The sequence below is a fragment of the Ralstonia pickettii genome (genome assembly GCF_001699815.1).
GTDB classification, from domain to species: Bacteria; Pseudomonadota; Gammaproteobacteria; order Burkholderiales; family Burkholderiaceae; genus Ralstonia; species Ralstonia thomasii.
Window position 1 is genome coordinate 47,412 of sequence record NZ_MCGB01000066.1, and the last position, 13,064, is coordinate 60,475.

General features: G+C 65.3%; 12 protein-coding genes and 1 pseudogene. 3 read left to right on the plus strand and 10 right to left on the minus strand.

All coding sequences use genetic code 11. The annotated features are described in order from the left end of the window. Nucleotides 1–63: 63 nt before the first annotated feature. From BEK68_RS13235 to yddG, 9 genes are all read right to left on the minus strand, one after another. Entirely contained in the window at nucleotides 64–726 is a 663-nt protein-coding gene (locus BEK68_RS13235) for a DUF799 domain-containing protein (protein ID WP_024541893.1), read from the minus strand. After that, the gene (locus BEK68_RS13240) at nucleotides 726–1,091 is read right to left on the minus strand and encodes a DUF4810 domain-containing protein (RefSeq protein ID WP_004634880.1); all 366 of its coding nucleotides are present in this window, start codon (nucleotides 1,089–1,091) and stop codon (nucleotides 726–728) included. Before BEK68_RS13240 ends, BEK68_RS13235 begins: the two co-directional genes overlap by 1 nt. A 49-nt stretch (nucleotides 1,092–1,140) precedes the next feature. After that, a complete protein-coding gene (locus tag BEK68_RS13245) occupies nucleotides 1,141–1,824 on the minus strand; it encodes a CsgG/HfaB family protein (RefSeq protein WP_004634882.1) in 684 nt (227 codons plus the stop codon). Between the two features lie 385 nt (nucleotides 1,825–2,209). Continuing rightward, entirely contained in the window at nucleotides 2,210–2,980 is a 771-nt protein-coding gene (locus BEK68_RS13250) for a crotonase/enoyl-CoA hydratase family protein (RefSeq protein ID WP_024541892.1), read from the minus strand. Between the two features lie 48 nt (nucleotides 2,981–3,028). Continuing rightward, on the minus strand, nucleotides 3,029–6,124 hold the full coding sequence (locus BEK68_RS13255; protein WP_065851745.1) for an efflux RND transporter permease subunit: 3,096 nt from the start codon (nucleotides 6,122–6,124) through the stop codon (nucleotides 3,029–3,031). Continuing rightward, a complete protein-coding gene (locus BEK68_RS13260) occupies nucleotides 6,121–7,272 on the minus strand; it encodes an efflux RND transporter periplasmic adaptor subunit (RefSeq protein WP_024541890.1) in 1,152 nt (383 codons plus the stop codon). The genes BEK68_RS13255 and BEK68_RS13260 overlap by 4 nt, the downstream gene beginning before the upstream one ends. Then, nucleotides 7,269–8,825 (minus strand): efflux transporter outer membrane subunit, encoded by a 1,557-nt coding sequence (locus BEK68_RS13265; protein WP_024541889.1) that lies wholly within the window; start codon nucleotides 8,823–8,825, stop codon nucleotides 7,269–7,271. The genes BEK68_RS13260 and BEK68_RS13265 overlap by 4 nt, the downstream gene beginning before the upstream one ends. Nucleotides 8,826–8,969: 144 nt before the next feature. Continuing rightward, nucleotides 8,970–9,125, minus strand: a complete 156-nt coding sequence (locus BEK68_RS13270) for a DUF3309 family protein (protein ID WP_004634893.1) — start codon at nucleotides 9,123–9,125, stop codon at nucleotides 8,970–8,972. Nucleotides 9,126–9,298: 173 nt separating this feature from the next. Then, nucleotides 9,299–10,219 carry an aromatic amino acid DMT transporter YddG gene (yddG, locus tag BEK68_RS13275; protein WP_024541888.1) on the minus strand — a complete coding sequence of 307 codons (921 nt, stop codon included), beginning with the start codon at nucleotides 10,217–10,219 and terminating at the stop codon, nucleotides 9,299–9,301. A 179-nt stretch (nucleotides 10,220–10,398) separates the two neighbouring features. Between yddG and BEK68_RS13280 the strand changes: the two genes are divergently transcribed. Both BEK68_RS13280 and BEK68_RS13285 read left to right on the plus strand, forming a co-directional pair. Next, the gene (locus BEK68_RS13280) at nucleotides 10,399–11,277 is read left to right on the plus strand and encodes a Rossmann-like and DUF2520 domain-containing protein (RefSeq protein ID WP_024541887.1); all 879 of its coding nucleotides are present in this window, start codon (nucleotides 10,399–10,401) and stop codon (nucleotides 11,275–11,277) included. A gap of 94 nt (nucleotides 11,278–11,371) precedes the next feature. Beyond that, nucleotides 11,372–12,598: a CynX/NimT family MFS transporter gene (locus BEK68_RS13285; protein ID WP_024541886.1), complete on the plus strand. Its 1,227-nt coding sequence runs from the start codon at nucleotides 11,372–11,374 to the stop codon at nucleotides 12,596–12,598. A gap of 22 nt (nucleotides 12,599–12,620) precedes the next feature. On the opposite strand, the gene BEK68_RS13290 is transcribed toward BEK68_RS13285, so the two are convergent. Further along, entirely contained in the window at nucleotides 12,621–12,890 is a 270-nt protein-coding gene (locus BEK68_RS13290; RefSeq protein ID WP_249262922.1) for an NADPH-dependent FMN reductase, read from the minus strand. A 95-nt stretch (nucleotides 12,891–12,985) separates the two neighbouring features. Here BEK68_RS13290 and BEK68_RS26180 point away from each other — a divergent pair. After that, nucleotides 12,986–13,064, plus strand: a pseudogene (locus tag BEK68_RS26180) (type II 3-dehydroquinate dehydratase); the annotation flags it as partial.

A 13,064-nucleotide genomic window follows, 5' to 3' on the forward strand; every position in this document is an offset into this window, starting at 1 on the left:
CACCAAAGAAAAACGCCAACCGGCTTGCGCTGGTTGGCGTTTTTTCTTGCGGCAGACGGCAGCTTAGTCCGTGCCGTACTTCGGCGAGCGCGGACCATACAGCAACCCGCCCGGTTGCCCGGCCGACAGCAGGCGCGCGCTGGTCGTACCGGCCACCTTGTAGCCCTGGTCGGTCACGTTGGCGATGATCTGGTTGACGGCCGCCGACACCAGCATGCCGATCAGGCCGCCGCCCGAGTTGTTTCCGCCTTCGTTGTTGGACGCGCTGGCGCGGCCCGTCCAGAGCGTCTGCCCGCTCTTCAGGTCGACCAGCTTGGCATCGGCCGACACAACGGTGGAGCTGCTCACCACCATGTACTTGCTGCCGTACTGCGTGACCGTGATGTACAGCGCCGCATCTGCACCGAAGATGTCATGCAGTTTGGCCACCGGCACGCCGTGGATGTCGCCTGCGGTGTTCAGGCCGTTCTGGCGGAAGGTTTCATCCACCAGCGCGACAGGCAGTACGTAATAACCCGCCTCTGCCAGCGGCACCGTCACTTGCGACAGCATGCCGTAGGTGGCGCCCACGTCGGGCGATTCATTCAGCGGCGGCAGCACCACGATCGAACGCGGCTTGCTGGCCTTGAAGGCTGCATAGTCGACGTTCTTGGTCGGCACAGCACAACCCGCCATCTGGGTCACCACGCCGGCCGCGGCAAACAGTTTCAGAAAGCGCTTGGCCATCAGTTGGTCCCCTTCTTCACGTTCTTCATCAAGAAATCGATGTACGTTGCCGACTCCGGAAACAGTGCCTTCTCGGTATTGAACTCCTGGACCATCTGGTCGTCCTTGCCGAGGCCCGAATACAGCATGCCCAGTTGGGCGTGATAGCCCGGCGGCACGGCGCCATTCGTCGCCTTGATCTTCTCCAGGCCGCGCTCCAGCTCAGCCACCTGGGCTTCCTTCGCTTCACCCTTGAAGTACTGATACACCTGCGGTTGGTAGCCTTCCCATTGGTACAGCGGCTTCGGACCAGCGCAACCGGCCAGCATTGCACTCCCGACGGCCACACCGGCCGCCACGCGCCACATCGCAAACACCTTGCTCATGACTGTTGTTACCCCTTATTTCGTGTTTTTGTTTTGACTGCGTCTGCGCTTATTGCGCGCCCGGCTTCCAGGCACCGCTTTCGATGCCGTTGACCAGGTTGTTCACCGCTTCGCGCATGGCCAGGTCCAGCACCTTGCCGTTGAGCGTCGAGTCGTAGCTGGCTGTTCCGCCAAAGCCGATCACTTCACGGTTCGACAGCTTGTACTCACCCGCGCCGCCCACCGAATACACGACTTCCGACGTCGAGATGTTCACCACGTTCAGCGCGACCTTGGCGTAGGCCACCTGCTCCTTGCCGCGGCCGAGGATGCCGAACAGTTGCTGATCGCCGGTTTCCTTGCGGCCGAACTCGGTCACGTCGCCGGTGATGACGTAGTCAGCGCCCTTGAGTTTCTGTGCGGTGTTCTTGATGGCGGCTTCCTGCTTGATCTCGGCCATGTTGTCGCGGTCGAGCACCGAGAAACGGTTCGTCTGCTGCAGATGCGTGATCAGGATGGTCTTGGCCTGGCCGCCCAAGCGGTCCACGCCATCCGAGAACACGCCGCGCATGTACGCCGAGCGGTTATCGAATTTGCCCACCGCAATCGGGGCCCGCACGCCGGCGTATGGACGGCTTGCGCTTTCCACCTTGGCAACCGGCAGCGCCTGCGACGATTCGGTCGCGCAGCCGCCGAGCATGCCGAGTGCCACCGCGGCGGCGCCGGCAATCATCAATTTCGAGGTTTGCTTCATTCGACTTCTCCCTTAAAAATACTTAAATCTGATTTTCTAAAATGTTATTTCGAGCACTCACGCAAAGCGCCCGGGCACTATCGGCACGGGATGACCCGCGCTTGATTGAAAACAGAGGAAATTTTGGATCGGCCCGCAACGCTCCGCGCGAGAGGCAAAACCGTCGCGGATGCACGCGCCGACAGCGTTGGCAACGCTGTATGTCGCGACGAAACTCCCACACCACCCTTACATTATCTGGACGTCATTGCGTCCATTATTTTCAGGAAAGCGAGAATTTTAACGGCTGATGCCATTGATGAAAGCAGCAATCGGTCAACTCAAAGCCCCCTCGGATTTCGGGTTGACTTTTTAGAGGCAAAAACCCGCTCGGCGCGCAATTCGGTTATTCGCCATGCCGCCCGGCGCCGCCCACGAATCGCGCGGCGCCTTCCACCCCCTCGGCAAACACGATCGGCGTACCTCGAGCGCCCTCCTGCTGCAGCGCTGCCGCCAATGGCAAATCCCACTGTGCATACGCCGATGCCCGATCGGCCAGCATGCATTGCTGCGGAAAAGCGGCGATGTCTCGGGCAAGCTTCTGTGCCGCGGCCAGCGCTTCGCCGGTGCCGACCACGCGATTGGCAAGCCCCATGTCGAGCGCCTCGTCAGCTGGCACGGCACGGCCGGTCAGGATCATGTCCAGTGCGCGACCCATGCCGATGATGCGCGGCAAGCGCACCGTACCGCCGTCGATAAGCGGCACGCCCCAGCGGCGGCAGAACACGCCGAACACGGCATCGCGCTCCATCACGCGCAGGTCGGCCAACAGCGCAAGTTCCAGCCCGCCCGCCACGGCATAGCCGCTGACCGCAGCGATGAGCGGCTTGGAGAGCGCCATGCGGGATGGGCCCATCGGGCCAGGCATACCGCCATCGGGATCGAGATGATTGCGTCTGGAAGGATCGCCCACGGCCGTCAGATCGGCGCCGGCACAGAAGTGGCCGCCGGTGCCGCCCAGCACGGCAACGCGTAGCGCGCTATCGGCTTCGAAACGCTCGAACGCGTTGAGCAGCGCCGCGGCGGTCGGCCCGTCCACCGCATTGCGGCACTCGGGCCGATTGAGCAGGATGGTGCAGACCGGGCCATCGGACTGGAACAGCACGGCATCGGGCATGGGCGGTCTCCACAGCGCGGTACGTTGACGGTCCGCCCGATGCTACACCTAGCGCAGGCCGTGCTCCGACGCGGCTTCTGCCCGATGCCCGTGATGGCGCGCACCGCGGAACTTGCGTAGCGCCCACTCCTTGAAGTCGTCGACCTTCTCGAACACCACCGGCACCACGAGCAGGCTCAGCAGCGTGGAAGTCAGCAGACCGCCGATCACCGCCACCGCCATCGGCGCGCGGAAACCTGCATCGCCCTCCAGGCCGAGCGCCATCGGCACCATGCCGGCAGTCATGGCTACCGTGGTCATGACGATGGGGCGGGCGCGCTTGTGGCAGGCATCGATGATGGCCTCGGTGCGCGACATGCCGAGATCGCGTCGCGCAACGATGGCGTATTCGACCAGCAGGATCGAGTTCTTGGTGACGATGCCCATCAGCATCAGCAAGCCAATCAACGCCGGCAGCGACAAGCTGAAGCCGAACAGCGCCAAGAGCCCGAACGCGCCACCCACCGACAGCGGCAGCGCCGCCAGAATCGTCACCGGCTGCGTGAAGTCGTGGAACAGCAGCACGAGCACTGCGTACACGCACAGCACGCCAGCAAACATGGCGAGGAAGAAGCTACTGAACAGCTCCTGCATGCCCTCCACATCGCCCGAGGCAATGCGGCGAACACCTTGCGGCAGGTTCTTGATGGACGGCAGCGCCTCCACGGCCATGTTGGTATCGCCCAGCGCGCGCCCCTCCAGCCCGACGCTGATGGTGACGTTGCGGCTGCGGTCATACCGGTCGATCTGCGCGGGGCCGCTGCCGATGGAAATATCGGCGATGTTTTCCAGCGGCACCGCCCCGTTGCGGCCCGGCACGCGCAACTGCCGGATCGTGTCGATCTGGTTACGTGCCTTTGGATCGAGTTCAACGCGGATGTACACCTGCCGCTCGGGCAGGTTCAGCTTGGGTAGGTTGACGTCGTAGTCGCCGGCGGTGGCCACGCGCACGGCCTGGCCGATGGCGGCAGCGGTTACGCCTTGCTGCGCCGCGCGCGCAAAGTCCGGGCGGATGACGATTTCGGGCCGCAGCAGACTCGCTGACGACGTGACCGCACCTAGCCCCGGCACGGTACGCAGGTCCCGCATCACATCGCGCGCGGCCTGCTGAAGCGTGGCGGGGTCGTCGCCGGCAAGCACCACCTGGAGTTGCTCGCCGGAGCCCACCGCGCCAAACGAGATCCGCACGCCCGGCACGCCTTCCAGCATTTCGCGCAACTGCCGTTGAACGCCCTGCTGCTTGATGTGACGGTCATGCCGGTCGGTGAGCGAGATCGTGAGCGTGCCGGTGCGCACCTCTCCCCCGCTGGAGCCCGGCACACCGGCCATCACGCCCGAGCCGATGGCCGTATAGACGTGACGGACTTCCTTGTGCTGCATCACGATCTTGCGCACGCGCTCGGTGTTGTCACGCGTTTGCGCGATCGTGCTGCCGGGCGGGCTTTCCACCGTCATCTGCAACTGCGCCCAGTCTTCGGGTGGCAGGAACGTTGCAGGAATCAGCCCGATGATGCCAACCGACACGACGAAGAACGCTGCGGCCATGCCGCCTGTCTTCCACGGATGCTCGAGACACCAGCGTGCCGCCTGCAGATAGCGCGTCATGACCCAGCCGTCACGGTTGGGCTCGTCCTGCGGCTTCAGCATATATGCCGCCATCATTGGCGTGAGCAGCCGCGCCACCAGCAGCGAGGCCAGCACCGCCAGCGAGGCTGTCCATCCGAACTGTTTGAAGAACTTGCCCGAGATACCGCCCATGAACGCCGTCGGCAGAAACACCGCCACCAGCGTGAGCGATGTCGCCACCACGGCCAGACCAATTTCCTGCGCCGCTTCCATCGCCGCCTCCAGCGGCTTCTTGCCGTTGCGCAGGTGGCGCACGATGTTCTCGACCTCCACGATCGCGTCGTCGACCAGAATCCCGACCACCAGCGTGAGCGCCAGCAGTGTGATCCCGTTGAGCGTGAAGTCGAGCAACTGCATGGCCGCGAACGTCGGGATGATCGACAGCGGCAATGCCACGGCGGACACGAACGTGGCACGCCAATCGCGCAGGAACAGCCACACCACGATCACGGCGAGGATGGCGCCTTCGTACAGCGCGTGCATCGACGCGGTGTACGCGTCCGACACCGGCTTGACCATGTTGTAGACCTCGGTCACATGCACGTTGGGCCGCTCGGCCTGCAGCGCGGCCAGCGCTTCGCGTACGCCCTTGGCCACCGAGATTTCGCTTGCGCCGCGCGAGCGGAACACCTGGAAGCTCACGACAGCCTTGCCGTCGAACAGCGCCATCTGGCGTGGCTCAGCCGCGGTATCGCGCACGTCGGCCACATCCGACAGGCGAATGCGCCGGCCATCGGACAACGGGATGTCCATCTGCGCCAGTTCGCGCGCGCTCTTCACCGTGCCGAGCGTGCGCACGGCCTGCTCCTGCCCGCCGATATTGCCGCGCCCACCCGGCGCTTCCTGCTGCATGCCGCGCACTTGCGCGCTGATGTCCGCCGCCGACACGTTCAACGCCTGCAGGCGCACGGGGTCAAGCTGCACGCGCACTTCGCGGTCCACACCGCCCTGGCGCGTCACCTTGGCCACGCCATGCACCGACAGCAGCCGCTTGTTGACCGTGTTATCGACGAACCAGGAGAGATCCTCCGCATCCATGTCGGACGCTTCCACGGCGTACGTCAGCACGGGCATGCTCGCGAACGTCACACGCGAGATGACGGGTTCCTGCACGTCGGACGGCAGCTGCGCGCGGATGCGGCTGACGGCATCGCGCACGTCGTTCACGGCTTCCTGCACATCCTTCTCGAGCTGGAACTCGACCATCGTCGTCGAGCTGCCGTCGTTGATGGTGGACGTGATGTGCTTGATCGCGCCGATGCTCGCTATGCTGTCTTCGATCTTGCGCGTGACTTCGGTTTCCATCTGCGTGGGCGTGGCGCCCGGCAGGCTGGCCGTCACGGAAACCGCCGGAAAGTCGATGTCCGGAAAATTCTGGATCGACAGCATCTTGAACGACACCAACCCCGCCACCGTGATCAGGATGAACAGCAGGATCGACGGAATCGGCTTGCGGATCGCCCAGGAGGAGAAGTTCATGGCTTGGCTCCGGCTGCGGGCGCCGACGCAGCGGGCATGGAGGCTGCACCGAGGGCCGCCACACGCACCACATCGCCATCGGTCAGGAAGGCGGCGCCTGCAGCCACAATGCCGTCCTTCGCGCCAATGCCCTGCACGATTTCGACTTGCCCATCCCGGCGGCGGCCAACCGTCACTTTGGTCTGCCGCACGCGGCCCTGCTCGCCAATCACCATCACGTAGTCGTAACCATCGCGCGAGAACACGGCGGTCTCCGGCAACGTCGCGGCCGGCGCATCGCCCAGCAGCACATCGCCCGAGAGATACATGCCTGCCTTCACGCCGGACGTTGCAGCTTCCGGCGGCAGATCAACGTAGACGAGACCATTGCGCGTGTTGGCGTCGACCGTGGGAGCGACCTGGCGCACACGGCCGTTCACCACGCCGCCATCCATGCGGCGCAGGCGTGCGGCCTGACCGAGCTGAATGCGGGGCAGGACGTCGCCGTGCATTTCGGCGCGCCATTCCAGGCGGTTCTTCCGGATGAGTTTGAAGAGTTCGGTGCCTGAGGACACCACGGCGCCCACGGTGGCCGTGCGGGCGCTGATGACGCCGTCGTCGGGTGCGACCACACGCGTGTAGCGCAAGCGCAATTGCTGGCTCTCGAACTGCGCGCGTGCTGCGGCCAGCTTGGCAGCCGCTGTCTTGGCCTGCGTGTCGTACTGGATCAGATCCTGTTGGCTGATCGCACCGCTCTTGTCGAGTTCGTGCGCGCGGTGCGCCTCGCCGGCGGCTTGCGCGGCCGATGCCTCGGCTTCGGCCTGGCTGGCGCGTTGCGCAGCCACATCGGCGCGCACGGTTTCATCCGACAGACGGGCAAGCAGTTGGCCTTGCTTGACCACATCGCCCACGTTGACGAGCACTTCCGCCAGCTTCAGCCCGCTCACCTCGGCGCCGATGCTGGCTTCCTGCCACGGCTGCACGGCACCGCTGGCCGTGGCGATGCGCGGCCACACATGCTGCGCCAGGTGCGCGACGTTGACGGCCAGCGCCGGCTTGGCTGGCAGCTGCTCCTTTTTCTTGTTCTCGGGCGCAGATTTGCCGCACGCCGCCAGCGCGCCGGCAAGCAACACCGCCAGCACGGCCATCCAAACGCGTTGTCCTGTCATGAAGCGTTTCCGGTATGCGCCCCGCCCTGTGCGGTCGGCGCAGTAATCTTGGTATCGGGATCAGGGTTGGGGGCATCGTCGCGCCAGCCGCCGCCCACGGCCTTGTAGAGCGCAACCCAGGCCTGCGCGCGTTCGAGCTTGACTGCCGCCAGGGACTGCGAAGCCTGCAACGCTGTGCGCCGCACATCCTCGAGCTGCAGCAGGCTGCCGGCACCGAGGCGGTAGCGCGCATTCGACGCTTCCAGCACCTTCGCATATTGCGCATCGGCCATCGTGGCAGCATCGACGCGACGATCGGAAGCATCCAGCCGCACCAGCGCGTCTTCCACTTCCTGCACGGCCTGGCGCACTTTGCCGCGATAGCTGGCCAGCGCTTGGTCGTAACGCGCACGCGCTGTTTCCACGCGCGCCGCGCCCGTGCCGCCGTCAAAGATCGGCAACGACACCGACGGCCCGAACGACCAGGATTTGCTCGTCAACGATTGGCCGCCAAGGCGGTACGAATTGATGCCGATGGAGCCCGCCAGCGTGATCGATGGCAAGCGGCTTGCCACCGCCACACCGATATCCGCGCTGGCACCCGCCACCGCGCGCTCGGCCGACGACACATCCGGCCGTTGCGACAGCACCTGCGCCGGCACATCGGGCACGCCGGCATCGGGTGGCGCCGGAATCTGCGCGCTGTCCTTGGACAGCAGCCCGTTCAGCGCATCCTGGTCGATGCCGGTGAGCGTGACGAGCTTGTCGATGCCCTGCGCACATTGCGCACGCTGGCCTTCCAGCGCATTGACGGCATCGCCCACCGTGGCTTGCGCTTGCGCAAAATCAGCCGGCGCGACAAAGCCCGCGTGGAATTTACGCTCGGTCAGTTGCAGCGTTTCTTGCCGGGACGACAGCGTTGCCGCGCCGATATTCACCAGCGCCTCGCACTCGCGTTGCTGCAAGTAGGTGTTGGCGACCTCGGCGGCGAGCGATACGCGCGCGTCGTGCCAATCGGCTTCGCTGGCCGTCAGCCGCGCATCGGCGCCTTCCAGGCTGCGGCGTTTGCCGCCGAAGAGGTCGATCTCCCACGAGGCGTCGACCTGCGCCGCCAAAGTGGTAATCGTTCCCAGCCCCAGCGTCGGATTCAGCGCGCCAGCAGAAAGTCCGCCCACGCCGCCAAACTGGCTACCACCAAACCCGCCCTGCCGCGTCGCGGAGCCGGAACCTTTCAGTTGCGGAAACAGTGCAGCCTGGCTGGTGGAAACGCTCGCACGCGCCTCACGCACGCGGCCGACGGCCTGCGCGATCGTCGGGCTGGTCGCATCCGCGTGCTCCACCAGTTGGGTCAGCACTGGGTCGTGGAACTGCTCCCACCAGCGCGCCAGCGCCATGCGGCTGCCGTGATGCGGCAGCGTGGCGTGCCAGCCTTGCGGGGCTTCGGTGCCGCTCAGTGGCGGCGTGTGGTAATCGGGCCCGACCGCGCAGCCGGCCAGCAGCAGGGCCAGCACCAGCGGCGTAAATCGGGCGCGACCGCCGGGCGCGCGGCTGCCGGCGTGTCGACCTGTCTTCATGGGAGGTGTCCTTCGGGAACGCAGCTGGGATTATGCCCAGTCAAGCGTCGGCAAGACACTCGCCCCGCCACGGAGCTCAGCCAACCCCCGACAACCGGTCAGGCGATGCTCAGGACCCTGCGCACATCGGCGCCGGCCCGGGCGTCAGATATAGCCCAGCAGCACAAGAATGACCACGATCACCACGATCAGTCCGAGCCCACCCGTCGGCCCGTAGCCCCACCCCCGGCTGTACGGCCACGACGGCAGCGCGCCGATCAGCAGCAAGATGAGAACGATGATGAGAATGGTGCTCAACATGATGCCTCCTGTTTCTGCGTTGGTATGCCGCCGTTCCGTCGTGGCGCAGCGGCTTACCCGGCATCTAGCACGCCCCGTTCCCGTGCTGGCTCCATTTGCGGTTTTCTTGAATGCTTGGCAGTTAATTGCGGAATATCGGGGGCATTCAAGGCCCCCGTGTGGCCTTTCTTGCGTCAGGCGGAGGACTTGGACGAAGACAACGCCCTTGCGCGGCAACCGCGCGTAGCAAGCCAGCACAGGATCGACCCGGCAACCACCATCGATGCGCCCTTCCAGAACGCAAACGACAGCGGTGTATGCAACAGCGCCGCTGCGAGGGCCGCAGAAAATACGGGGATGAAATACGACGCGCCCGCCAGCACGGTGACGTTGCCGTGCAGGATGCCGACGTTCCACGCCGCGTAGCCAAACCCCATTGCGGACGCGGCCAGCGCAAGGTAGATCACCGCTGACACGTTGAAATGCAGTGCACCGCCGCCCGTGGCGAAGAACTTGATCCACAGGGCCAGCGCGGTCAGGATGAAAAACAGCGTTGCGCCGTTCTTGCCGTCGGCAATCCGGCTGGTGACCGTACAGTACGCCGCCCAGATCACCGCGCCTGCAAAGGCCAAGCCGTAACTGAGCGGGTTGTCCTTGACGTTCCCGGCCATGCCGGCGATATCCAGTCCCTGATCGCCGCCTAGCACGAAGCAGATCCCGAGGATGGACACGAGCACGCCCGGCACGATCAGCGCATTCGCCCGCTGATTGTTGAAGGCGATGGCGGACAGCATCGTGAACGTCGGCCACAGGTAATTGACCATCCCGACTTCAATCGCCTGCCGCGCGCTGCTGGCATAGCCGATCGACAGCGAGAGGCACAGCTCGTAAGACACAAACAGCAGGCTGCCCCACAGCAGGTAGCGCCGCGGAAACGTCCTCAGATGATTGAAACCGACCGTGAATACCAACAGCACCGACGCGACGGTGTAGATCATGGCGGCGCCGCCCACAGCCCCCAGATGCTGGCTCACACCGCGGATCAACCCGACGATCGAACTCCACAGAAGCACCGCGATGAGTCCGATGAGTGTTGCCCTACTTTTGCTTTGCATACCACCTGCTTGCACTGACATGTCCGCCTGAGGAAAACCGCTTGCTCACACCCGGCCCAACGCTGCCGGTAAAGCCGTGCAGTTTACCGGCCGCAGTGGCAGAGCGCGTAATAGCCGCATCTCAGTCTACGGACGATGCTTCGCTATAAGATGCTGACGATAAAAATTCGAGGTTTGCTATGACGTCTTTTGCAATCGAAGCGCCCGTTTCCGTGGGCTGGATTGGCACGGGGCGGCTGGCGCGGGCATTGGCCACGCGGGCACACGATGCAGGCGTGCGCACCGTGGCGGTTGCAAACCGGTCGGCCGCGCCCGCCGCGTGGCTCGCACAAGCCACGGGAGCAAAGACCGTCGATGCACAAGGCGTGGCGGACGCCGCCGATTGGGTATTCGTGACCGTGCCGGATGACGCCATCCCGGGCGTCGTCGGCAACGTGCGCTGGCGACCGGGCCAGCTCGTACTCCACTGCAGCGGCGCCGGCGAACGCGACTTGCTCGATGCCGCCCGCCAAGCCGGCGCGGCGACCGCCAGCTTCCACCCGCTATTTCTGTTTGCCGGTTTGCCGGATGACGCTGAGCGTCTGGGCGGCGCCTCCATCGCCATTGACGCCGACGCCCCCCACGATGCGGCGCTGTCCAGCTTTGCATGGCGGCTCGGCTGCACGCCGCTGAAGGTGCGTGCCGGGCAACGCGCCCTGTATCACGCCGGCGCCAACTACGCGGCCAGCTTCCTGCTGTGCGCACTGCATGAAGCCGCCACTTTGTGGGAAGCCGCGGGCATCGACCGTGACGCCGCTGTCGCGGCCATGTGGCCGCTCGTGGATGGCACGCTGGCCGCAGCGCGCGCACGCGGTCTGGCTGGCGCACTGGCGGGCCCCGTTTCACGCGGAGACGGCGGCGTGATCGACAAACATCTGCAAGCGCTCGATGCGCTCGGCGCCGATCACGCTGCGCTGTACACCGCACTCACACGGCGTGCGCTGGCGTTGGCCGCCGAGCGCGGCGCACCCTCCGAAGATGTGCTGGCCGACCTGGCTGCGCGACTCAACCCTACGTAATTTCGGAGTCGGCATCCTCGGGGTTGGACGACGCGCATGCACCAATTCGGCGCGCGCCCTACAATCGGCAGCTTGCCCACACGCCTGTTCTGCCATGTCCCACACACCGCACTCGCCGCCATCTCCTGCTGCACATGACGCCGCTGCACCCCGTTCATCCGGCGCCCTGATCCTGCTCGTGGTGGGGTTGGTGCTGGTGGGTGTGAATCTGCGACCAGCCTTGTCGAGCCTGTCGCCCGTGCTTAAACAGGTGACAGCGGGCACCGGGCTGTCTGGCGCCACGGCGGGCTTGTTGACGACCCTGCCGGTGCTGTGCCTCGGCCTGTTTGCGCCGGCTGCCGCGTTGCTGGCTCGCCGGTTTGGCGCAGAACGCGCCGTGGGTGGCTTACTGATTGCATTGGCGGCAGGCATTGCGTTGCGCAGTGCGGGTGGCGTTGCACCGCTCTTCATCGGCACGCTGGCGGCGGGCGCCTGCATTGGCGTAACGGGCATTCTGTTGCCGGGCATCGTCAAGCGTGATTTCGGCCGGCAGGCAGACCTGATGACCGGCGTCTACACCATGGCGCTGTGCTTTGGTGCGGCAGTGGCGGCCGGCGCAAGCGCGCCGCTTTCAGCATGGCTGGGCGGCTGGCAACCCGCGCTGGCATTCTGGGCCCTGCCCGCTCTGCTGGCCTTTGTCGGCTGGTGGCCGCATATGCGGCATGCGCACGGTAAGGGCGCGGCCACGCGGCTGCAGCGTGTGTCGCTGTGGAACAAGCCGATTGCCTGGCAGGTGACGCTCCATATGGGGCTGCAATCGTCGCTGGCGTATTGCGTGTTCGGCTGGCTGCCTGTGATCTTGCAGGACCGCGGGCTATCCGCCGTGCAGTCCGGCGTGGTGGTGGCGGTGTCGATTCTCGTGCAGCTCATCACCGCGCTGGGCGGGCCGTTTGTAGCGCGGCTCGGGCGCGATCAACGCCCCGCCGTGGTCCTGATGATGCTGATGTGCTGGGCAGGCCTGATCGGCTGCCTGTACGCACCGCTGTCAACGCTGTGGTGGTGGGCGGTCTTGTTGGGACTCGGCCAAGGCGGCAATTTCAGCGTGGCGCTGTCGCTCATCGTGCTGCGCTCGGCCGATGCGCGCGTGGCGGCAAGCCTGTCGGCCATGACGCAGGGCATTGGCTACACCATGGCCGCTGCGGGGCCGTATCTCATGGGTGTGCTGCACGATCTGACGGGCAGCTGGGCCGTGATGGGATGGCTGTTCAGCGCGATTGCGCTGGCCTCGCTCGTGGCCGGCTCACTCGCCGGGCGCAACCGTACGCTGCACGCCGGCGAATAATTCATCTACCGCAAGGCTTCATTCAAGCCTTGTGCTTCAGCGTCCAGTTGGCCAGCGCCTGCATCTGCTCGGTGATCAGGCCGGCGATGCGCTCGTCCGTCAGATCGCCATCGGCGGTGAAGCCGCCGGCAAACGCGTTGGCAAACACTTCCGGCTTGTTCAACGGATGCAGGTCCAGATACACGCACACCTGACGCAGGTGGTACTGCGCGCGCGACGTGCCCATGCCGCCGCCCGCGCCCAGGATCGCGACCGGCTTGCCTGCCAGCAACGCGTTGTTGGCCATCCTCATGCAGTCGCACGCCGTACCGCCTTTCAATTAGGCACACGCAGTTGCGGTTTCCCGTAGGCATACCGACCTTGTAAAGGTTGTTTCGTGCAACTATCAGATTGCAGGCGTTGGGCGCCGAACCTGGCGTGCAGGTGGAGTCATTCCAAACCAACAGCGAAGCGGCGATGTGCGAGC